Source organism: Pseudoselenomonas ruminis, assembly GCF_008271295.1.
Lineage (GTDB): Bacteria > Bacillota > Negativicutes > Selenomonadales > Selenomonadaceae > Selenomonas_A > Selenomonas_A ruminis.
Map to the genome: position 1 here is coordinate 428,572 of NZ_VTOY01000001.1, position 21,543 is coordinate 450,114.

At 52.2% G+C, this 21,543-nt stretch carries 20 protein-coding genes; 1 reads left to right on the forward strand and 19 read right to left on the reverse strand.

Going from position 1 to position 21,543, the window contains the following annotated elements; all coding sequences use genetic code 11:
• Positions 1-4 precede the first annotated feature (4 nt).
• The 19 genes from FZ040_RS01835 to cobO form a co-directional block, all read right to left on the reverse strand.
• On the reverse strand, positions 5-601 hold the full coding sequence (locus tag FZ040_RS01835) for an SAM-dependent methyltransferase (RefSeq protein WP_149170428.1): 597 nt from the start codon (positions 599-601) through the stop codon (positions 5-7).
• A gap of 66 nt (positions 602-667) precedes the next feature.
• Positions 668-1,468: a hypothetical protein gene (locus tag FZ040_RS01840; RefSeq protein ID WP_149170429.1), complete on the reverse strand. Its 801-nt coding sequence runs from the start codon at positions 1,466-1,468 to the stop codon at positions 668-670.
• Positions 1,469-2,031: 563 nt separating this feature from the next.
• Entirely contained in the window at positions 2,032-2,610 is a 579-nt protein-coding gene (pyrE, locus tag FZ040_RS01845; RefSeq protein ID WP_149170430.1) for an orotate phosphoribosyltransferase, read from the reverse strand.
• Entirely contained in the window at positions 2,611-3,327 is a 717-nt protein-coding gene (pyrF, locus tag FZ040_RS01850) for an orotidine-5'-phosphate decarboxylase (RefSeq protein WP_149170431.1), read from the reverse strand.
• A gap of 32 nt (positions 3,328-3,359) precedes the next feature.
• A complete protein-coding gene (locus FZ040_RS01855; protein ID WP_149170432.1) occupies positions 3,360-4,295 on the reverse strand; it encodes a dihydroorotate dehydrogenase in 936 nt (311 codons plus the stop codon).
• On the reverse strand, positions 4,292-5,065 hold the full coding sequence (locus FZ040_RS01860) for a dihydroorotate dehydrogenase electron transfer subunit (RefSeq protein WP_149170757.1): 774 nt from the start codon (positions 5,063-5,065) through the stop codon (positions 4,292-4,294). Before FZ040_RS01860 ends, FZ040_RS01855 begins: the two co-directional genes overlap by 4 nt.
• Entirely contained in the window at positions 5,052-8,279 is a 3,228-nt protein-coding gene (gene carB, locus FZ040_RS01865) for a carbamoyl-phosphate synthase large subunit (protein WP_149170433.1), read from the reverse strand. The genes FZ040_RS01860 and carB overlap by 14 nt, the downstream gene beginning before the upstream one ends.
• Before the next feature lie 3 nt (positions 8,280-8,282).
• Entirely contained in the window at positions 8,283-9,353 is a 1,071-nt protein-coding gene (gene carA / locus FZ040_RS01870; RefSeq protein ID WP_149170434.1) for a glutamine-hydrolyzing carbamoyl-phosphate synthase small subunit, read from the reverse strand.
• 34 nt (positions 9,354-9,387) lie between these two features.
• Complete coding sequence (locus FZ040_RS01875) at positions 9,388-10,674, reverse strand: dihydroorotase (protein ID WP_149170435.1); 1,287 nt, start codon at positions 10,672-10,674, stop codon at positions 9,388-9,390.
• Positions 10,671-11,618, reverse strand: coding sequence for an aspartate carbamoyltransferase catalytic subunit (locus FZ040_RS01880; protein WP_149170436.1), 948 nt, complete (start codon positions 11,616-11,618; stop codon positions 10,671-10,673). The genes FZ040_RS01875 and FZ040_RS01880 overlap by 4 nt, the downstream gene beginning before the upstream one ends.
• Before the next feature lie 376 nt (positions 11,619-11,994).
• Positions 11,995-12,309: a hypothetical protein gene (locus FZ040_RS01885; RefSeq protein ID WP_149170437.1), complete on the reverse strand. Its 315-nt coding sequence runs from the start codon at positions 12,307-12,309 to the stop codon at positions 11,995-11,997.
• A gap of 119 nt (positions 12,310-12,428) precedes the next feature.
• Positions 12,429-14,042, reverse strand: coding sequence for an MBL fold metallo-hydrolase RNA specificity domain-containing protein (locus FZ040_RS01890; RefSeq protein ID WP_149170438.1), 1,614 nt, complete (start codon positions 14,040-14,042; stop codon positions 12,429-12,431).
• Between the two features lie 128 nt (positions 14,043-14,170).
• On the reverse strand, positions 14,171-14,518 hold the full coding sequence (locus FZ040_RS01895) for a DUF2752 domain-containing protein (RefSeq protein WP_187620204.1): 348 nt from the start codon (positions 14,516-14,518) through the stop codon (positions 14,171-14,173).
• Positions 14,511-14,906 (reverse strand): DUF4234 domain-containing protein, encoded by a 396-nt coding sequence (locus FZ040_RS01900; RefSeq protein ID WP_149170440.1) that lies wholly within the window; start codon positions 14,904-14,906, stop codon positions 14,511-14,513. Before FZ040_RS01900 ends, FZ040_RS01895 begins: the two co-directional genes overlap by 8 nt.
• A 122-nt stretch (positions 14,907-15,028) precedes the next feature.
• Positions 15,029-15,649: a hypothetical protein gene (locus FZ040_RS01905; RefSeq protein WP_149170441.1), complete on the reverse strand. Its 621-nt coding sequence runs from the start codon at positions 15,647-15,649 to the stop codon at positions 15,029-15,031.
• A 150-nt stretch (positions 15,650-15,799) separates the two neighbouring features.
• Positions 15,800-16,717: a UDP-N-acetylmuramate dehydrogenase gene (gene murB / locus FZ040_RS01910; RefSeq protein ID WP_149170442.1), complete on the reverse strand. Its 918-nt coding sequence runs from the start codon at positions 16,715-16,717 to the stop codon at positions 15,800-15,802.
• Positions 16,718-16,735: 18 nt separating this feature from the next.
• A complete protein-coding gene (gene trmL / locus FZ040_RS01915; RefSeq protein ID WP_149170443.1) occupies positions 16,736-17,227 on the reverse strand; it encodes a tRNA (uridine(34)/cytosine(34)/5-carboxymethylaminomethyluridine(34)-2'-O)-methyltransferase TrmL in 492 nt (163 codons plus the stop codon).
• 143 nt (positions 17,228-17,370) lie between these two features.
• Complete coding sequence (gene ilvD / locus FZ040_RS01920) at positions 17,371-19,023, reverse strand: dihydroxy-acid dehydratase (protein WP_149170444.1); 1,653 nt, start codon at positions 19,021-19,023, stop codon at positions 17,371-17,373.
• Positions 19,024-19,186: 163 nt separating this feature from the next.
• Positions 19,187-19,723 (reverse strand): cob(I)yrinic acid a,c-diamide adenosyltransferase, encoded by a 537-nt coding sequence (gene cobO / locus FZ040_RS01925; protein ID WP_149170445.1) that lies wholly within the window; start codon positions 19,721-19,723, stop codon positions 19,187-19,189.
• 79 nt (positions 19,724-19,802) lie between these two features.
• Here cobO and FZ040_RS01930 point away from each other — a divergent pair, with 79 nt between their 5' ends.
• Positions 19,803-21,422: an SGNH/GDSL hydrolase family protein gene (locus FZ040_RS01930; RefSeq protein WP_149170446.1), complete on the forward strand. Its 1,620-nt coding sequence runs from the start codon at positions 19,803-19,805 to the stop codon at positions 21,420-21,422.
• The last annotated feature ends 121 nt before the right edge of the window (positions 21,423-21,543 follow it).

Here is a 21,543-nt window from a genome sequence, read left to right on the forward strand (position 1 = left end):
CAGGTTACACAAGAAACTTATAAACCAGCACTTCTTCGCGGCCATCGGATTCTTTGAATAAATCGCCACAGGGGATGGTCTCAACTGGTATAAGCCGTTCCTCGGCCGCAAGATAATCGCAGTAATAGGCCGAAGGGTAGTAGAAAAACAGCAGGATTTCGCGCGGCGTTTGCTCATAAGATGCTGCTAAATGCTCCATGACCAGGCGCAGGATTTCCACCGAAAACGGATTGAAGAAAAACACGCGGTCCACTTCTGCTGGCACCGTATAGTCGGCTGCATCAATAAGCGTAAAGGCAACACGGCCGCCCGCGACGGCCTGCTGTTTATTCTGTTTGGCACGCGCAAAAAGGCGCTCGTTGTACTCAATGCCAATGGCCCGGCATTTGGTCTGATATGCGAGAAAAAAATCCACGCGGCCCTTGCCGCAGCCGTAGTCGAGCAAAGTGTTGCGCTTCGTAAAATAGCCGCTGTTTGCGAGCCGCTCGAGGACACAATAATCGGTCGGCTCATAGGGAAAGCGCACCAGATCGGCGATGCTGTCATCCCTGCCCGTCGTTCGTATGCCAAGGATATTATCCCATTCAGAATCTATTGTCATGCCAGCTCCTTTCGTTCGTAAAAAAGAACCGCCCCTGTCCTAAGAGACGGTTCATCCATTCATCGTTTATGAATTGCCTGCCGGAGGAATCGTTACTTCGCCGGCGGCACCAATCTGCGGTACATCACCGCTCATATCGATAGCGACCTGCGTTTCATACGTCGGATAATCGCTGAGCGGTTTGGTCGAGTAATCCTTAGGCTCCTGCTCCTCGGCCCGCTGGCGGGCGTTGTCCTCGGAAATCTTGCGGTCGCGCTCACGGCTTTCGCGGTCCTCCCGGATTCTTTCCAGCGCCCCGGCAGATTTAGCCATGGCATAAAGCTCAGACGAAAATTCAGCCAGTTCCTTTTCATCCGCTGGCGAGACATGGCGTCCATGCATGAGCCGTATGGCTGTCTGCGTCACGCGGGACTGCTGCTGGGCAGCTTTCTTCCAGCCATCGGCAGATTGCCGCGCACTAGATAGCTGCTGCTCCATCATGAACTGGTTCATGACGTTCTGGCGGTCTTTTTCCATCTGCTTGCCCGCCGCCATGAGTTCCTTTTGCTGCTGTTTATCCAGCGTGACTTTCTGGCCATTAACCATCATGTAGCCGAGCTTTACAACGCGGCTGATTTCGGCGGTACTGCGAAACCGCGCGGTAAACTTGCCATTGCCACGGTCGATGACGTCGAGCCAGTCCATCGTTTCTTCGGGCTCTTTCGTTGCTTTTGCCTGTGCCTTTTCCTGCAGCGCCCGTGCAGCCTCCGATATCTCGGCAGAATCGGAAGTTTCGCCTCGGCCGGTCTTTTGTGTATTCCCCTTCGCCGATAAAGCTTTTGCCAAACTACCCGTAAGACTTATCACGGAATCATTCAAAACACGCATGATTTATTCCTCCATGAATAAAAACACAACCATAATATTTCGAACGTCTTCTGCTTTGATTATAGCATACTTGGCTAAGGGATAATAACAAAATAAAATATGTTATCGTTTAATCCGTAAGTAAAAAGGCCCGACCATACGGCCGAGCCCTGGCTCCGGTAGCTATTCAGAGCAATTGTGCTGTTGCTGCGTCACTGCCGATCCAGCCACTTGCAGATGTAGTAGCTGATTACACCTGCTACGACCGACAAAAAAAGGTAATAAATATCTTCGAACAACGAGCTCACCTCCCTTCACTACGGTAAGGGATATGATCCGCAGCATGCTTTATTTTATATTATCCTTGCTAAATTATCAAGATATGATATAATAAGCATAGCTAAAGGTAATAAATATCGAGCAATGAGCAAAGCCCCTCGGAGTAGCTACCGAGGGGCTTTTCCTATAGCTGTTTTAGGCGAATAGGTATGATTTGTTTATAAAACGCCCCCATAAGCTAGATTTTTAGTCTAACTTATGGGGGCGTTTTATACTAGATAGCGTTTCGCTCGTTTTTTAGATAGTTATTTCTTGCCCGTGCTCCCGCGTTTAGTCATCGGGATTCCCTGTTTGCAGAGCGGGCATTCTTCTGGTTTATAGGTTTCGACGTTCATGTGAAGGAGTGCTTCGCAGGGGACGTCGCCGAAGTTGGCTTTGCCGCCGCTGCGGTCGACGAGCATGCTGACGGCTACCGGGATGCCGCCGTGGGCTTTGACGACTTCGATGACTTCCTTGATGGAGCCGCCAGTCGTTACGATGTCCTCAACAATCAGGCAGCGTTCGCCTTCATGCAGGGAGAAGCCGCGGCGGAAGGTCATCTTGCCATCGACGCGCTCGGTGAAGATGGCACGCGTGCCAAGGGCCTTGCCCGTCTCATGGGCGAGCAGGATGCCGCCGGTCATCGGGCCGACAACAGTCTCGATGTTGGCATCCTTGAATTTTTCAGCCATGGCCTTGCAGAGTTTTTCGGTGCATTCCGGTTTCTGGAGTACATTGAATTTCTCCACATAATGCGGGCTATGCAGGCCCGAGGTCAGCAGGAAATGGCCATCCATGATGGCGTTGCTTTCAACGAGTAATTCTTTAACTTCTGCTTCTGTCATTTATCTTACACTCTCCATTTCTTTGAGGATGGCCTCGGCTGCGGCCTTGGGGTCTTTAGCGGCGCGAATCGGGCGGCCGATGACGAGATGGCTGGCACCTGCTTCAAGGGCTTTGGCCGGCGTGGCGATGCGGCTCTGGTCGTCGGCGCTGGCACCGGCTGGCCGTACGCCAGGCGTCACGATCAGGAAATCGGGGCCGCAGGCCTCGCGGATAAGGGCGGCCTCCTGCGGCGAGGCCACAACGCCATCAAGACCAGCTTTTTTCGCAAGTTTTGCATAGCGTACGACGGCGCTCTTGATCTGCAGCTCATGGCCAAGCCCTTCCCAATCTTCCTGATTGATGCTCGTGAGCACGGTTACAGCAATCAGTTTGGGGCAGGCAATGCCGCGCTTAGCGGCCTCTTCATGTAGCCGGTCAGCTGCGGTTTTCATCATCGTATAGCCGCCGCTCGCATGAACATTGAGGATGGATGCCCCGAGGTCCATCAGCGAGCAAAGGCCGCTGGCTACGGTGTTTGGTATATCGTGGAGCTTGAGGTCGAGGAAAACCTCCTTGCCCTCTCCGCGCAGCCAGGTTACGACCTCACTGCCGACACTGTAGAAAAGCTCCATGCCGACTTTATAGTAAGATACGCTGTCACCGAGCGTATTGACGAGCTCTTTGACATCTTCCAGCGTATGGAAGTCAAGCGCTGCAATCAGACGTTCATCTGCCATAACGTGCTCCTTTCGGGTTCTCTTGGTTCATATCAGTCAATCTGTACTTTGCCGACAAGCTGCTCGATACTATCCAGCTTATGCTCGGCAAGGTAGTTATCAATTCCATCGCAAATCTTCATCGTGACATTCGGGTCGGCAAAGTTAGCCGTTCCGACAGCCACGGCGCTGGCACCTGCGAGGAAGAACTCAATGGCGTCTTCAAAGCTTGAAATGCCGCCCATGCCGATGATTGGTACATTTACGGCTTGAGCAACCTGCCAGACCATGCGCACGGCGACAGGCTTTATGCAGGGGCCCGACAGGCCACCCGTAATGTTGCCAAGCGTCGGCCGCTGGGTATGGATGTTGATTTCCATGCCCATAAGCGTATTGATAAGCGATAAGATATCAGCACCGGCATCTTCGCAGGCTTTGGCCATCGTCACGATATCCGTGACATTTGGCGACAGCTTCAGGATGACCGGTTTTTTTGTATGTTTCTTGGCTTCACGCACGACAGCGGCCGCCGCTTTAGGGTCCGTGCCGAAGACGATGCCGCCCTCTTTGACATTTGGGCACGAGACGTTGAGCTCGATGGCGGCTACGCCAGGAACATCAAGCATTTCGGCCAGGATGCCGTACTCTTCGACAGTTCCGCCCGAAATATTGACGATGGTGTTCATGCCATACTGCTCAATGCGCGGCAGTGTTTCTTTGAGGAAAACATCGACACCGGGATTTTCAAGGCCGATGCAGTTCATCATGCCCATCGGCGACTCGGTGATGCGCACGCCATCGTTGCCGCGGCGCGGCTTTAGCGTTGTACCTTTGACCATGACGCCGCCGAGGCGCGAGAGGTCGACAAAGTCGGCAAACTCCTCGCCAAAACCGAAGGTGCCCGAGGCTGTAAGAACCGGGGTATTCATCGATATGCCGGCGATATTCGTATGCAGGCGCTGGTCTTTTTCCTGTAAGACGTGACTCATGCGAACACCTCCCCTGCCTCAAATACCGGGCCGTCCTTGCAGACTTTCTTGCGCTGGCCATCGGTCGTATCAATCGAGCACGACAGGCAGGCGCCAAGGCCGCAGCCCATGCGCTTTTCGAGCGACACCTGACAGCGTACGCCATGTTCTTTGGCGATTTTTGCGATGCCTTTCATCATGATTTCGGGGCCGCAGGCTACGACCAAGTCGTAGTCTTTCTTTGCCAAAAGCTCGGGCAAAAGCGTTGTCGTAAAGCCTTTCGTTCCGAGGCTGCCATCATCGGTCGTGCAGAAGATGTCCTGCACCTTGCCGGTAAATAAATCCTGCCAGAACAGTTCGCCAGCAGTCTTGCCGCCCATCAGCACATCGGCTTTGCCCTCCATGGCTGCGGCATAAAACAGCACCGGCGAGAGCCCCATGCCGCCGCCGACAATCAGCGGTTTCTTGGCTTTGATATCAAAGCCGTGGCCGAGCGGGCCTAAGACATTTATGGTATCGCCAGCTTTCAGCTGGGACAAAGCCGTAGTTCCCTTGCCGACGACGCGGTAAATAAAGGCAACCGTGCCTTTATCCTTATCCGCGGCGGCAATGCCGACCGGGCGGCGCAGCAGGCAGCTGCCATTTAAGATGCGCAGTTGCACGAACTGGCCGGCCTCGGCCCGCTCGGCTACTTCAGGGGCCTCTACGACCAGTTTAAATACGTGGTCGTAAAGCGCCTGCTGGCTGATGACTTTGGCGTCGATGGCTACTTTCTTTTTAGGCAAGGCCATCACCACCACCGACATAATCCTGGATAGCCAGGCTGTAAACGAGGCGGCGCTCACGCATGAACGAGAGCACGCGCAGGACTTCCCAGGCCGTATCGAGCGAGGTCAGGCAGGCAATATCGTGCTCGACCGTCGCGCGGCGGATCTTGAACCCATCCTTCAAGGAGTGCTTGCCCTGGGTCAGCGTATTGATGACCATGTTAATCTTGCCGCTCTTGATGCGTTCGATAATATCGCTGCTGCGCTCGTGAACTTTGCCGACAATCTCAACATCGATGCCCATTGACTGGATGGTCTTGGCTGTACCTTCGGTAGCGGCAATCTGGAAGTCGAGTTCCGAGAAAGCCTTGGCGAGCTGTTTCATCTCTTCTTTATCCTTATCGGCCACCGTAAAGAGCACGCAGCCTTTGGTCGGTACGTTCGTACCCGAACCGATGATGGCCTTGTAGAGCGCGCGGGCATAGTGGTAATCGATACCCATGACCTCACCCGTCGATTTCATCTCAGGTCCGAGGGCGATATCGACATCGGTCATCTTAGCAAACGAGAAGACCGGCGCCTTGACGGCGACATACGGTTTCGGCGGTACAAGACCCGATTTATAGCCGAGTTCCTTGAGCGTGCTGCCCATGGCGATGCGCGTCGCAAGGTTTACCATCTTGACATCCGTGACCTTCGAGAGGAACGGCACCGTACGCGAGGAGCGCGGGTTGACCTCGATGATGTAGACCTCGCCGTCAGCGACGACGAACTGGATGTTCAGCAGGCCTTTGACGTGCAGCGCAACGGCCAGGCGTTTCGTGTAGTCGATAATCGTGTAGATGACCTTCGACGGCAGCGTCTGCGGCGGATAGACCGCAATCGAGTCGCCCGAGTGGACGCCAGCGCGCTCGACGTGTTCCATGATGCCCGGGATGACGACGTCGACACCATCGGAGATACCGTCAACCTCGACCTCGGTGCCCTGCATGTAGCGGTCGACGAGAACCGGATGGTCCGGCGTGACTTTTACGGCACGGCTCATGTAGTCGCGCAGCTCGTCTTCATTGTAGACGATTTCCATGGCGCGGCCGCCTAATACATACGACGGGCGGACCATGACCGGATAGCCGATGTTAGCGGCACCCGTGATGGCATCTTCGAGGTTCGTGACGCTGATGCCCTGCGGACGCGGAATCTGCGTCTGCGTGAGGACTTCGTCAAAGCGCTCGCGGTCCTCGGCGCGGTCGATATCGTCAACCGATGTGCCGAATACCTTGACGCCAGCTTTTTGGAGTGATGCGGCAAGGTTGATGGCCGTCTGGCCGCCGAACTGGACGATGACGCCCTCCGGTTTTTCCTTGTCGATGATGTTTAGTACATCTTCGGTCGTCAGCGGCTCGAAGTACAGGCGGTCGGAAATATCAAAGTCCGTCGATACCGTCTCCGGGTTGTTGTTGATGATGATGGCTTCGATGCCCATCTCACGCAGTGCCCAGACCGAGTGAACCGAGCAGTAGTCGAACTCGACACCCTGACCGATACGGATTGGGCCCGAGCCGAGAACGATGACCTTGCGGGCATTGGAGGTCTGGACCTCATCCTGCTCGGCGCGGAACGTCGAGTAGTAGTACGGGGTAGCAGCCTCGAACTCAGCGGCGCAGGTATCAACCATCTTGTAGGACGGCAGGATACCCATGCTCTTGCGCGTCGTGCGGATTTCGTCGACCGATTTGCCCGTGATTTCAGCAATCGAAACATCGGCAAGGCCGACGTTCTTGGCAGCCAGCATGTGCTTCGGCGTCAGCGGCTCGCTTGTAAGCGTCGTCTCGACGTCCGTGATGTTCTTGATTTTATGGATGAACCATTTGTCGATTTTCGTAATCGCATGGATTTCATCGACTGTTGCGATACCGCGGCGCAGGGCCTCGGCGATGACAAAGATGCGCTCGTCGTTGATGCGCGCAAGGTTCTTCTTGACGCGGTCGTCATCCCAGGCATCCATCTTGTCCATGTGCAGGCGGTGTACGCCGATTTCAAGCGAACGAACGGCCTTTAAAATGGCGCCTTCGAAGTGGCGGTCGATGCTCATGACCTCGCCCGTTGCCTTCATCTGCGTGCCGAGCGTGCGGTCCGCGTAGACGAACTTGTCAAACGGCCAGCGCGGGAATTTGACGACGCAGTAGTCAAGCGCCGGCTCAAAGCAGGCTTTCGTCTTCTGCGTGACGGCATTCGTGATTTCATCGAGCGTGTAGCCGATGGCAATCTTGGCCGAAACCTTGGCAATCGGATAACCCGTAGCTTTCGATGCCAGTGCTGACGAACGGCTGACACGCGGGTTTACCTCGATGACATAATATTTGTTGCTGTTCGGGTCGAGAGCATACTGCGCGTTGCAGCCGCCCTCGATGCCGAGCTCGCGGATAATGCGCAGCGAGGCACTGCGGAGCATCTGGTACTCGTGGTCCGTCAGCGTCTGCGACGGTGCGACGACAATCGAGTCGCCCGTATGGACGCCTACCGGGTCGAAGTTTTCCATATTGCAGACGGTGATGCAGTTGTCATTGCCGTCGCGCATGACTTCGTACTCGATTTCCTTCCAGCCGGCTACGCTGCGCTCGATGAGGACCTGGCCAATCATCGAGTAGTTGAGGCCCTTGATGACGATATCGATGAGCTCTTCTTCGTTCTCCGCGATACCGCCGCCCGTGCCGCCCATCGTATAAGCCGGGCGCACGATGACCGGATAGCCGATTTCATTGGCAAATTCCACAGCCGACGGCACATCTTCGACGATGGTCGATTCCGGGATAGGCTCGCCGAGTTTCTGCATCGTCTCTTTGAACATTTCGCGGTCTTCTGCCTTTTCGATCGCCTCAAGCGGCGTACCTAAAAGCTCTACCCCGTATTTTTCGAGCACCCCGCGCTCAGCGAGCTGCACCGCAAGGTTCAGGCCAGCCTGGCCGCCAAGCGTGGCGAGCAAGCCATCCGGACGTTCCTTCGAGATGATTTCCTCGAGAAATTCCGGCGTCAGCGGCTCGATGTAGACGCGGTCGGCGATATGTGAATCCGTCATGATAGTTGCCGGGTTCGAGTTTACGAGTACGACTTCAAGGCCTTCTTCTTTGAGCGAGCGGCAGGCCTGCGAGCCTGCATAGTCAAACTCTGCGGCCTGACCAATGATGATTGGGCCCGAGCCGACGACCATGACTTTTTTGAGATTTTCTTTCTTTGGCACAGTTTATTCCCCCTTGAGCATCGTCCAGAACTGATCGAAAAGATACATATTGTCATCCGGTCCCGGCGATGCCTCCGGGTGGTACTGTACCGAGAAAATCGGCAGGTCTTTGTGGCGCATGCCTTCGACCGTGCCATCGTTGACATTGATATGCGTGACTTCAAGCGGCAGGTCCTTTAGCGACTCCTCGTCAACGGCATAGCCGTGGTTCTGCGAGGAAATCTGCACGCGGCCCGTCAACAGGTTCTTGACCGGCTGGTTGCAGCCGCGATGGCCGAACTTGAGCTTGTAGGTCTTAGCGCCGAACGAGCGCGCGAGCAGCTGATGGCCAAGGCAGATGCCAAAGATTGGCTTCTTGCCGATAAGTTTCTTGATTTCTTCGACGATTTCGGGAACGTCGGCCGGGTCGCCAGGACCGTTCGAGAGGAAGATGCCATCTGGGCTTAAGGCCAGGACTTCTTCTGCCGTCGTATGCGCCGGCACGACCGTGAGCTTGCAGCCAAGGTCATGCAAGGATTTTAAGATATTCTGCTTGACGCCAAAGTCCATGGCGACAACGTGCGGTGCATCCGCGGACTCTGCCTCCATCGTATAGGTTTCGGGCGTCGTGACTTCCATAACGACATCCTTCTTGATGGGCACGGCAAAGAGTTCATCGATTTCAGTCTTGGCAGCGTCTTCGGGGACGATAATGCCCTTCATGGTGCCGGCCGAGCGGATTTTGCGCGTTACGGCGCGCGTATCGACATCATAAAGACACGGTACGCCCTGTTTCGTCAAAAAGTCCGCGAGGCTCGTCTCGTAGTGCCAGTTGCTGCCGACTTCGCAGAGCTCGCCAATGATAAAGCCGTTGACAAAGGATTTGCGCGACTGCATGAAAAGGTCCGCGATACCGTAGTTGCCAACCATCGGATACGTGAGCGTCAGAATCTGACGGCAGTACGACGGGTCCGTCAGGCTTTCCTGATAGCCCGTCATGCCTGTATTGAATACAACCTCGCCGGTTGCCTTGATATTATTCAAAAGTTTGCCGTGGAAAACGGTACCGTCCTCCAGGATCAATTTACCTTTCATGAAATCACCTCATATAGTTTCAAGGACTGCCTTCTTAGCGTACTTTTCCATCCTGCATGACAATCTTGCCATCGACGATGGTAAGTACGGCCTTGCCTTTAAGCTCGCGGCCAATAAACGGACTGTGGCTGCCCTTCGTGTAGAATTTCTTTTCGTCAACCGTCCAGGAAAGTTCCGGGTCGATGACCGTGATGTCGGCGCTCTTGCCAACCGTAAGCGTACCCGCGTCCATGCCGAACACTTTAGCCGGTTCAGAGGTCATCTTGGCGATGATGGTCGGCAGGTCGAGTTTATCGGCATGGTAAAGGTCGGTCAGCATGATGCCAAGTGACGTCTCAAGACCTGGGAAACCGCTCGGTGCGTAGATGTACTCGCGGTCCTTGTCCTCCTGTGCATGCGGGGAGTGGTCGGTGACGATAGCATCAATCGTACCGTCTTTCAGGCCCTCAAGCAGAGCGTCACAATCTTTCTGTGCGCGCAGCGGCGGATTGATTTTCGTCGACGTGTCAAACAGGTTGACGCATTCGTCAGTCATCGTCAGATGCTGCGGCGTGACTTCACAAGTTACGCGTACGCCGCGTTTCTTGGCCTGGCGCACGATATCAACGGCGCGGGCCGAGCTGATATGGGCGACGTGGACGCGGGAGCCTGCGTACTCAGCGAGCATGATGTCGCGGGCTACGGCGATATCCTCAGCGACCGTCGGGCGGCCCTTGAGGCCGAGCATCGCACTGCGATGGCCTTCGTTCATGACGCCGTCTTCGACGAGCGACGTCTCTTCGTCATGGTTGACGATGACCTTGTCAAACGTGTGCAGGTAATCAAACGCATTCAAGAGGACTTTGGCTTTCTGGTCGTAATGGCCATCGTCGGAGAAAGCAACGGCACCGGCTTCAATCATATCGCCGAGCTCAGCCAGTTCCTTGCCCTGCTGCCCTTTCGTTACGGCACCGATGATCTTCACATGGACTTTGGCGACGTCTTCGGCGCGCTTTTCGAGGCTGCGGACCATTGCGGCATCATCGACAGCCGGCTTCGTATTCGGCATCGTGCAGACCGTTGTGAAACCGCCAGCTGCGGCGGCGTTAGCACCCGACTCGAAGTCCTCCTTGGCCTCCTGGCCCGGCTCGCGGAAGTGGACGTGCAGGTCGATAAGGCCCGGCGTCACGACTTTGCCCGTGGCATCGTAGACCTCTGCCCCATCGGCGGCAAGGTTTTCGCCGATTTCCTTGATCTTGCCATCCTCGACGAGCACATCGGCGATTTTATCGAATTTCTCGGCCGGATTGATGACACGGCCGCCTTTTAACAAAAGTTTCATTCCTGTTTTCCTCCCGTCAATACCAAGGTAAAGAGTGCCATGCGGACTGCGACACCATTCTGGACCTGTTCCTGAATGGCGGAGTTATCGCCGTAGGCAGTGAACGGAGAGATTTCCCAGCCCTTGTTCATCGGGCCCGGATGCAGGATGAGTACATCATCTTTGGCAAGCTTCAGGCGCATGTCGTTAAGGCCAAAGATGCGGGCGTACTCGCGCGTCGTCGGGAACAGGCCGCCCTTCATGCGCTCGAGCTGGATGCGCAGGACCTCGATGACATCGGCGTTAGCGATGGCATCTTCGATGCGCTCGTGGACGACGACGCCCGGCTCCTGATAGAGGAAACGCGGAATCAGCGTCTTCGGGCCGGCGATATGGACTTCCATGCCCATCTTGCGCATGCCGTAGATATCCGAGCGCGCAACGCGGCTGTGCAGCACGTCACCGATGATGGCGACCTTGAGGCCTTCGAGATGGCCCTTGTGCTCCTGAATCGTAAAGAGGTTCAACAGGCCCTGCGACGGATGCGCATGGGCACCGTCACCGGCATTCAAGATGACCGGGCTTACGATGCGGGAGGCGTACTCAGCAGCACCCTCAGCCTTGTGGCGCATGACGATGGCGTCGACCCCCATGGCCTCGACCGTGTAGAGCGTATCGCGCAGGCTCTCGCCCTTGACGATGGAACTCGTGCCGGCCGTGATATTTACGACATCGGCACCGAGGTATTTACCAGCAAGCTCGAACGACGTGCGCGTGCGCGTGCTCGGCTCGTAAAACAGCGTGACAATGGATTTTCCGCGCAGTGTCGGTACCTTCTTGATATCACGATGGATGATGTTCTTCATTTCCTTCGCGGTCTCAAGTACGAGACGAATCTCTTCCGGGCTGAAATCCTCCAGGCCCAGGACGTTCTTTCCTCGCAAGGATACATTAGTTTTTCCCAAGTCAATCACTCCTTAACATGTTGACAGTCATAATTGTACATTACTTATGTATAAAGTTTCAAGGAGAAATCCATTGCCTTTTGCTATTTATTCATCAAAAAAGAGCTTTCCTATGCGTATGCATAAGAAAGCCCAAGCTTTACGATAAACTTATAGCGTTGTTCATTGCTTCCCTTATGCGCATCGCGGTACGCATTTTAAAAGGTAATGTATTTGTATGTCCTTGAGCAGCTCTCGTCTGCTTTGCACTTATTATACCCTCCCCACGGACAAAATGCAAGGGAGTATTTTTATTTTTTCAAGGACACATGACATCTTTTCCTTTCTGAATTATATAGAAAAAGTACGCATTCATCCCGAAATGCGTACTCTGCTTTTAAACGGCCGACGGAACAAACTCTTCCTCGGCATATCCATATCTTGCCGTAACACGGTATATCAGGCGGTCATCCTCGGCACTGCGAATCGTGATGTGATCAAGATCCCTCAGCATCGCCTTAATATCCATGACAGCTGCCATGCTGCTGATATAATCGATAGCCCTCGCCATACTGATTTTATGCCGCTCTGGTTCTATGGCTCCCTCATGATAGATATCCATATTGACTTTGGCCTCTCGGTTCACCGGATAGCGGCACAATTCCGGCTCCCAAGCGTTCGTTATCTTTTTGATACGCTCGATTTGTTCCATACCATCGCTTCTCCCCATTACTTACATCATGATATAACTTGAAACAACATACATCATAATAGCAGGCTGGGCGGTGAGCGTCAAGGCCTAAAGTCCCATAACATGATTTTTAATTTTTATCAAATATTGAACGGTGTCAAAAGTTTTTTCAAATAGTTGAACCCCTTGGTAATCGCCTTAACCAGCGGCTCCATTGTCTTGGGCTGGCGGATGACCAGCTGCATAACCTTGTGGCGCAGATTCCGGTACTCCGCATCGAATTCACGCAGCTGTTCTTCCATTTCCTTTTCCACCGAAACCTCGGGGATATTGGAAAGCTGAACTTCCGAGGCGCGGCCGCTGATTTTTACCGCATCGCCGCGGAAAGGAATGTATACTTCTTCGCCGCACTCTTTTTGAATCCGGCTCTTTAGTGCCTCCTGCCCTTGGGCTTCGCCGTGAACGATGAATACCTTGGCCGGCTTCGGGTCCTGGAAATTGCTAATCCAATCCATCAGCTGATTGGCGTCAGCATGAGCCGAAAAACCATCGAGCATCTGAATTTGTGCTTTTACGGCCACTTCTTCACCGAGAACGCGGACACGCTTGATACCCTCAATCAGACGGCGGCCCAAACTCCCTTCGGCCTGGTAGCCGACAAAGAGAATCGTAGACTCCGGGCGCCAGAGATTGTGTTTTAGATGATGCAAAATACGTCCGGCATCGGCCATTCCCGATGCTGAGATAATGATTTGCGAACTTTCCGAGCTGTTAAGGGCCCGCGAATCTTCCGGCGTTTCACAGATGCGGACTTGCGGGAACTCAATCATTTTGCCGCTTTGGCCAAACATCTTAATCGTCTCTTCGTCAAAGTCCTGGAAATTCCGCATGAATATACGCGTGGCATTAATGGCCAGCGGACTGTCAATGACAATGGGAATATCGCTGTCCAAGCGCCCGGCTTTCCAAAGGTTGTAGAGATAATACAAAAGCGTCTGGGTACGTCCGACCGCAAAGGAGGGAATGATTACATTGCCTCCGCGGTCCATGGTATCGTTGATGATTTCGAGCAGAGCCGTTTCTTTGTCGTAGATTTGATGGAGCCGGTCACCATAAGTGGATTCGACGATGAGGAAATCGGCGCCCGTCAGGACCGTAGGGTCTTTGATGATCGGCTGGTTTGGCTGCCCCAAATCGCCCGAAAAGACGAGTTTGGTTGTCTTCGTATCTTCCGTAACCAGAATCTCTACAATCGCCGAGCCTAAAATATGACCAGCATCATAAAAAGTAACTTCTACGTTATCGCCAAGCTGAAATTTTGTTTCGTAGGGCATTGGCACGAAATGTTCCAACGCATCGGTGGCATCTTGTAACGAATAGATCGGCTGAATGGGTTCTTCCCCACGGCGCCGGTTCTTGCGGTTGGATAACTCCGCATCCGATTCCTGGATGTGCGCAGAATCCGGCAGCATGATTTGGGCCAAATCGCAGGTGGCCTTGGTAGCATAAACCGTTCCTTGGAAGCCCTCATGCACGAGTTTCGGAATGAGACCGCAGTGGTCAACATGGGCATGCGTAAGGATAACGCTGTCGATATTGGCCGGGTTAAACGGAAATTCCTCATAATTGTGCTCCCGTATCCGGCGCGAGCCTTGGAACATTCCACAATCAATCAGGTAGTAACGCTCCAGTGTTTCCAGCAAATAGCACGAGCCTGTAACCGTATGTGCTGCTCCTAAGAATTCCAACCGCATAAGAATCCACTCCTTTGCTATTTCTTTGTTAATAATATTCGCAAAATAGCATTGTTTTTCCTGCTAAGACAAGAAAAAACTACTGTCCCAACGGCTAATGCCGAGACAGTAGTTTTAATGAATTCTTTTTAAAGATTGCGTGCGATTCCCCACAAGCAAAGGACGAGCACACAAAACCAGGTCAATATCTTTGCTGGCACAAACGACCAGTTTTTCGGATTATGCTGATGAAGCACCAGCAGGATAATCAGCGGTGACAACCACACGACAACCGGATTCGCCGCATAAGCGCCAGCAAAATCCCCATAGGACAGCCTGACAAACAACGTGGTAATCCCACAGCCCGGGCAAAGATAACCCGTAAGCATCCGGAATGGACAATGCAGGGAAAACAGCTGATAGCGTGCACTCAGCAGATAAAGCAGGGCCGCTATCAGCCACCAACCTTTTGACATGTCAGGCAATTTCTTAAGCATTCGGGTACATCTGCTGCGGCAGCTGGCTGCCATTTTGCGCATCAAAGTCGATAACATCGTTGATATTGCTCTGGATTAACGCATACGAAACAAGTCCAAGGGCAAATACAGCCAAGACGATGTATAAGAGTCCGCTGTTGTTATCGGCATGCATTCCACGCATCAGCTTTGCCTCTGTCATGGTCTCACCCATTTTATACATCCAGTAAAAACTATAAATGCCGCAGGTTAAAAGCGTATATATAATCACCATTCCGCCCGAGGCCGTTGTCTGGCGTCCTAGCAGCATGTGCGCTTCTTCGGTCATCTTATACATCCAATAGATGCCATAAATTCCGCAAGTGATTAAGGTGAATACGATTGCGAGTCCAATACTTCTTTTTTCCATAAGAATCTCCTCTTTTACTATAAATTTGATAAATTCCTACGTAAGTATACGACGCAAAATTAGTAAACCCTTTAAAATTTAATAAAAAATTACTAAAGAATATTCACCCTATATAAAACCATTTATTCCGGCTGCGGTGCCAAAGAACCTTCCACGGGCTGTTCTTCCGGGAAAGGTTCTTTTTCCTTGTGCTCGTTAAGCGCAAAACGGCGGACGATTCCCTCGGCCATGCCTTTATAATAACCAGCGGTTTCCGCTTCACTTCGCACACTGTCGCCAACGATGTTGGCAATGGCAAGAGAAATCAAGATTCCGATTATCGCGCCAAGGATGCCGCCAAAATAATCGGCTACGGCAATGAGAATCAGGCAGGAGATAAGCAGTAACATGCCATCGCCCGCTGCATTCGCCACGCCAAAACTGCCAGTATATTTCTTCCGCGCCTTTAACGACTGCTGATTATAATAATGCTGGAAGCACCATGGAATCGCGTAATTATTCAGTTCGTCAAGCGTTGCCGGGTGAAGTTCCTGATGCACGCGGCTCTCCTCTCGCAGCTGCACGAGAAACGCATTATGCAGGTAATCGCAGCTGATGACAATCTTCCACCCCTTGCCAATAAAAAAGGAACAAACGGGAATCTCATCCTCGTATAAGTATTTCGGCGTATTATCCCGCGCTGACCGCTTGATAAAAATTCCTTTATCGTCTTGATAGACCTTTGTTTCAATATCGTAATACAATTCACAATCACTCCTAGGGGACTATTATATCATACCTTTTTCGGCGAAGCTATGACGGATTGCCTTTCTTTGTATTTGTTTTAATTATATTTATTATTTTTTTATCTAATAAAGGCGGCTGCGATCATGCAGCCGCCTTTGGCGTCTCATTTATTCTTCTCCAATCATGCGGACTTCCGGCTGTAATTCCACACCGTGTTTTTCTTTGACCCGGCGCTGTACCTCATGAATGAGATTTACTACATCCGCAGCCGTAGCACCACCCGCATTGACTACAAAGCCGGCATGCTTCGTCGAGACCTGTGCTCCACCGACGGAGAAGCCCTTTAGTCCCGTCTGATCAATCAGCGTTCCAGCAAAGTATCCCTCCGGACGTTTAAACGTACTGCCAGCGCTCGGCATCTCAAGGGGCTGTTTGCTCTCACGGCGCTGCGTATAGTCGGCAATCTTGGCACGGATTTCCTGTTCATCACCGCGCTCGAGCTGAAGCTCGACTTCACAGATTGCCTCGCCATTGCTCTGGAACACGCTGTGACGGTAGCCAAGTTCCATTTCTTCATGAGAAAACGTGTGCAGATTGCCCTGAGCATCGACAGCACGGACAATATCGGCAACATTTTTCGTTTCGCCGTCATAGGCACCGGCGTTCATGAAGATGGCACCGCCAATGCTGCCGGGAATGCCGCAGGCATACTCAAGGCCCGTGAGACCATTAGCGGCTGCACATTCCGATACATCTTTTAACAGAGCACCAGCCCCGGCAATAATTCGCGTACCCTCGCAGCGAATCGCAGACATCGGTTTGGCAAATTTTATCACGACACCGCGAATCCCCTTATCGCGCACGAGCATGTTTGAACCATTGCCAAGCATTGTCAGCGGAAGTTCATATTCTTTTACAAGGCTCAGCACTTTCTGAACTTCTTCAAGCGACGCCGGAAAAATCAAGCAGTCCGCCGGGCCGCCAATTTCAAACGTCGTATGTTTACTCATGGGCTCGTCAAGCAGCAGCTGTTCCGGCTGCAAAAAAGCCTGGCAAGCCTTGACAAAGTTTTCATTGATTTTCATGCTATATCATCCTATCTATTATTTCGACCACATGCGAAGTCCCGGACCTGCCTCGGCAAGATTGGCATAATCCATCTGGCGCATGGCTTCATACGCAACGATTGCTACGGAATTGGAAAGGTTAAGCGAACGCGCCTCGGCAATCATCGGAATGCGAACGGTATTCTCCCAATTGGCATTGAGGATTTCCTCGGGAATACCGGCCGACTCCTTGCCAAATACCAGCATATCATCGTTCGTGTAATTTACTTCGGTGTGTGCGCGCGGTGCTTTCGTGGACAGATAATAAAAATTATGTCCATGATACATCGCGAGGACTTCGTCGAAATTCTCATGATAATGTACCTTTACCAAATGCCAGTAATCAAGTCCGGCCCGTTTCAGGTATTTATCATCGGTCGAAAAGCCAAGCGGCTTGACCAAATGCAGCTCAATGCCCGTAGCTGCACAAAGCCGAGCAATGTTGCCCGTGTTGCCGGGAATCTCCGGCTCTATTAAAACTATATGCAAAATCTACACCTCAAATCGTATTTCAACGTTCCTTATTATAGCGAATTCCCCAAATAAATACAAGCCTTCCCGCTTTGGGAAGGCTTGCGCATAATGACAAGTCATTGACTTGTCAAGCTGACATGTCAAATTGACATGTCAATTCATTTAAGTACTGCACCCGTGCTGGCCGAGGTGGTGAGTTTTGCATAACGGGACAAATAGCCATGCTTGATTTTGGGTTCCGGCTGTTTCCAGGCTGCTTTGCGTTTGGCAAGCTCTTCGTCGCTTACCTTGAGCTCGAGTTTACGGTTCGGGATATCGATGAGGATGGTATCGCCATCTTCGATAAGGGCGATCGGACCGCCCTCCATTGCCTCAGGCGAGACATGGCCAACGCAGGCGCCCTGGCTGGCACCGCTGAAACGGCCATCGGTGATGAGGCCGACCTTTAAGCCACGGCCCGTAATAACAGCCGTAGGATTGAGCATTTCCTGCATGCCTGGGCCGCCCTTCGGGCCCTCGTAACGGATGACGACGACATCACCATCAACGATGTCACCGGCCATGATGGCATCACAGGCGGCTGTTTCTGAATCATAACATTTGGCCGTGCCCTCATAGGTCAGCATATCGTCTTTTACGGCCGAAGCTTTGACAACGGCATAGTCCGGTGCCAGATTGCCTTTGAGGATGGCAATACCACCCTCCTTGCGATAAGGCTCCTCAACACTATGGATGACATTGCGGTCTAAGACTTTCGCATCTTTGATGCGATCGCCCATCGGGCCAGTTACGGTCAGTGCGTCAAGATGAATGAGATCTTTCTTGGAAAGTTCATTCATAACGGCCGAAATGCCGCCTGCCTCATCGAGGTCAACCATGTGATGGGTTCCGCCCGGGCTGAGTTTCGTGATATACGGCGTGCGGCGTGAAATCTCATCAAACAACGGTGCCGGAATTTCAATGCCGGCCTCATGGGCAATAGCCGTCAAATGAAGAACGGTATTTGAAGAACCACCGATTCCCATATCCACGGTGATGGCGTTTTCAAAGGCCTTGCGCGTCAAAATGTCACGTGGCTTGATGTCGTTCTTGACCAAATCCATGATGACGGCACCGGCACGTTTCGCGAGCAGGCGGCGGGCACCCGTATAAGCTGCCGGAATCGTGCCGTTGCCTGGCAGAGCCATGCCGAGAACTTCCGACAACGAGTTCATCGTATTGGCGGTAAACAGGCCGGCGCAGGAACCACAGCCTGGGCAGCATTTTGCTTCAAGCTCGCGCATCTCGTCTTCAGACATTTCCCCCGCAGCATATTTTCCTGCCGCCTCGAAAGCCTGGCTGACACTGACATCGCGTCCATGGAAACGGCCGGGAAGCATCGGGCCGCCCGACACGACGACACACGGAATGTTGAGACGAGCCGCTGCCATCAGCATGCCCGGTACGACTTTGTCACAGTTAGGAATCAGTACGAGTCCATCGAATCCAGAGGCCATTGCCACGGCTTCAACCGAATCCGCGATAAGCTCGCGGCTGGCCAGCGAGTATTTCATGCCCTGATGGCCCATGGCAATGCCGTCACAAACACCGATTGCCGGAAATTCCACCGGCGTACCGCCGGCTGCGGCTACGCCCAGCTTGGCTGCCTCAGCAATTTCGCGCAGGTGAATATGACCAGGAATGATTTCATTGAAGGAATTGCAAATGCCAATCAACGGCTTTTTCAAATCCTCCGGCCCATAGCCATTGGCATGGAATAACGAACGATGTGCGCAGCGGGTAGCGCCCTTCTTAACGATGTCACTTCTCATTTTTCAACTCTCCTAATCCTGAGACATAAACTTCATCGCGAGGGATTGTCTATCCCATTCAGACATTTGATGATAAAATCTCATTACATAGTTACAATTCTACTTCATTCAGTCGCGAAAAACAAGTAATCCAACGAAAAATATTTACACTGTTACAGCAAAATCAGAATTCAATTCCCTGCTGCGCCTTGATGCCTTGTTCATAAGGATGCTTGATCTGTACCATTTCGGTGACCAAATCAGCTTTTTCAATGACTTCCGGCTTTGCCTCGCGGCCGGTCAGAACTACGTGCACATTCTTCGGGCGGCAGGCTAAAAGTTCCATTACATCGGCCACGGTAATCAATCCAAACTTCACCGCATAGTTGATTTCATCGAGAATGACCAAGTCCCAGCTTCCACTTGCTATAGCTTCACGGGCCATGGCCAGTGCTTTAGCAGCTGCTTCTTTATGCTCGCGTTCCTCATGTTCATCGGTATTGGTAAACCCCAACCCGCACTGTTTGATTTCAATGCGGCCATCCGCAGCCGCCAAAGTCTCAATTGTCTTTAGTTCACCGTATTTCCAGCCGCCTTTTATGAATTGGAGAATACAGACGCGAAGTCCATCTCCCCAGGCTCTGGCCGCCAGTCCCAAGGCCGCGGTTGTCTTGCCCTTTCCGTTTCCTGTATGAACAATAACCAATCCATGCTTTTCCAATACCTATCACCTCTAAAATATGTTATACTTAGTGATATACAATATTTTAAATAAAATTCCTGCAATTTGGTGTTTATATATGAAGAAATTTTTACTTTTTGTTTTTATTATTGCTTGTTTCACGACATTTTCTGCCTACGTCGCCGAAAAAACGGACATTCTTGGACTTCAGGGAATGACGCTTCAGACTTCGTTTGACGAACAGGATGGCCATATGGTTCTCTCGTGGGATCCGCTCCCTTACCCTTGTTTTTATAAAGTCGATACGTATTCGCATACGACGGGACTTGTGGAAGGTGAACCGGAATACCATTTCTTTACGAGCGGTTTTACGCATAACGCTTCTTATGAAGTACCGCGCAGCGGTATTCCGACCTGTTACCGCGTTACGGCTTATGGCCTTTTTGGCCCGCTCACGCCACCCTCGGAACCAATCGAAAATCCAATCTACAACAAAAATATACCGTCGCCAGCGACGATTACGCATTATACCGAAGAAAAACCTGCCAGCCTGATGCCCTTTCTCGTCTGGCATGCAGTTCCGAACGCTGTCTGCTATGAGGTGGAGCTTTTGGCAGGCAAACCGGCGCAGGAAGGCGGCACTACCCCCGATAAGGCCAATCACCTGGAAAGCACCCAGCTGATTTTTACCAATGGCTGGCAGGCCGACCTGAAAAAATACGCGCACCGGAAATTCATTTACTGGCGTGTCCGTGCTTTGGACATCCATCACAATCCGATTGGCGAATTTTCCAAGGCCGAAGAATTGCATATAAATCCCGATCTCCCTCAGCCCGACCATCCCCTGCTCAATACCGTTGACCAGATGCCAAACTTCCAAATGCCAGTTTATCCGGTCTATCAGTGGATTCCGCTAAATAAAGCCACACGCTATGAGGTGGAACTCATGATTCATCCGCCAGCAGAAGAAAACGGTACCGAACCGGAAGACGATGCCGTTTGGCGCAAAACGGTCGATGCGACATCGGCCTGCTACGATGAATATCCCCGTCCCTATGCCGGCGATTACTATTGGCGCGTCCGGGCTGTAGATGCACAGGGCAAAACGATTGGCAGCTGGTCCGATACCGCCCACTTTACGATGCCACAGCTCCCGGAGCGCGTGCCGGTTGCCGTTCTTGGCGACAGCATTACCCATGGCGGCGGTGCGGTTTCCAATTCGCCAGCAGCCTTAGAGTACAGCTACACCACGTATTTTGATTTCCCCTGTCTGAACCTTGGACGAAGCGGCGATACGTCAAAGACTTCGATGGAACGCTTTGACCAGGATGTACTTCCCGTTCATCCCATCAATCTGCTGATCCTTACAGGAACTAACAGCCTGCGGGCTTCCGATATATCTCCGGAAAGCGTGGTAAACGATTTAAAAATCATCCGCGATAAATGTCTGGCCAATGACATTCGCCCCATCTTTATGACGCTGATGCCTGTCAATCCACCAAACATCAAGTTTGCGTTCCAGGCTCCTACGGACCCAAAGTGGGAAACTAAGCTCAAGATTATCAACGGCTGGATTCGCCAGCAGGATTACTACATCGATTTGGAGCCGTATTTCTACGACCCCACGCATAAAATAATGGACAATAAATTTTCTGTGGACGGCCTTCATCCCGATGTCTATGGCAAAATGCTCATGGGCGAAATCATCAATATGAATCAGGATAAGCTGCTGCGCTAATACAAAGCACTGGATTCGAAAAGACTCCAGTGCTTTTTGTATTGAACCTAATTGATTGGAATTTATTCACAAATATCATTGACACTGCGCAAAAACTTGCGTATACTTGGTACCGTATTCA

What these genes read in the sequence shown, in the direction of transcription:
- pyrE (WP_149170430.1), bottom strand. Translation starts at nt 2,610, where the DNA reads ATGACAGAAGCAGAAGTTAAAGAATTACTCGTTGAAAGCAACGCCATC.
- FZ040_RS01900 (WP_149170440.1), bottom strand. Translation starts at nt 14,906, where the DNA reads ATGGAAAAAAGAAGTATTGGACTCGCAATCGTATTCACCTTAATCACT.
- carA (WP_149170434.1), bottom strand. Translation starts at nt 9,353, where the DNA reads ATGAAAGGTAAATTGATCCTGGAGGACGGTACCGTTTTCCACGGCAAA.
- FZ040_RS01840 (WP_149170429.1), bottom strand. Translation starts at nt 1,468, where the DNA reads ATGCGTGTTTTGAATGATTCCGTGATAAGTCTTACGGGTAGTTTGGCA.
- FZ040_RS01855 (WP_149170432.1), bottom strand. Translation starts at nt 4,295, where the DNA reads ATGAGTCACGTCTTACAGGAAAAAGACCAGCGCCTGCATACGAATATC.
- FZ040_RS01930 (WP_149170446.1), top strand. Translation starts at nt 19,803, where the DNA reads ATGAAGAAATTTTTACTTTTTGTTTTTATTATTGCTTGTTTCACGACA.
- murB (WP_149170442.1), bottom strand. Translation starts at nt 16,717, where the DNA reads ATGAAAATCAATGAAAACTTTGTCAAGGCTTGCCAGGCTTTTTTGCAG.
- FZ040_RS01860 (WP_149170757.1), bottom strand. Translation starts at nt 5,065, where the DNA reads ATGGCCTTGCCTAAAAAGAAAGTAGCCATCGACGCCAAAGTCATCAGC.
- pyrF (WP_149170431.1), bottom strand. Translation starts at nt 3,327, where the DNA reads ATGGCAGATGAACGTCTGATTGCAGCGCTTGACTTCCATACGCTGGAA.
- FZ040_RS01875 (WP_149170435.1), bottom strand. Translation starts at nt 10,674, where the DNA reads ATGAAACTTTTGTTAAAAGGCGGCCGTGTCATCAATCCGGCCGAGAAA.
- FZ040_RS01895 (WP_187620204.1), bottom strand. Translation starts at nt 14,518, where the DNA reads ATGCTTAAGAAATTGCCTGACATGTCAAAAGGTTGGTGGCTGATAGCG.
- FZ040_RS01890 (WP_149170438.1), bottom strand. Translation starts at nt 14,042, where the DNA reads ATGCGGTTGGAATTCTTAGGAGCAGCACATACGGTTACAGGCTCGTGC.
- ilvD (WP_149170444.1), bottom strand. Translation starts at nt 19,023, where the DNA reads ATGAGAAGTGACATCGTTAAGAAGGGCGCTACCCGCTGCGCACATCGT.
- FZ040_RS01885 (WP_149170437.1), bottom strand. Translation starts at nt 12,309, where the DNA reads ATGGAACAAATCGAGCGTATCAAAAAGATAACGAACGCTTGGGAGCCG.
- FZ040_RS01835 (WP_149170428.1), bottom strand. Translation starts at nt 601, where the DNA reads ATGACAATAGATTCTGAATGGGATAATATCCTTGGCATACGAACGACG.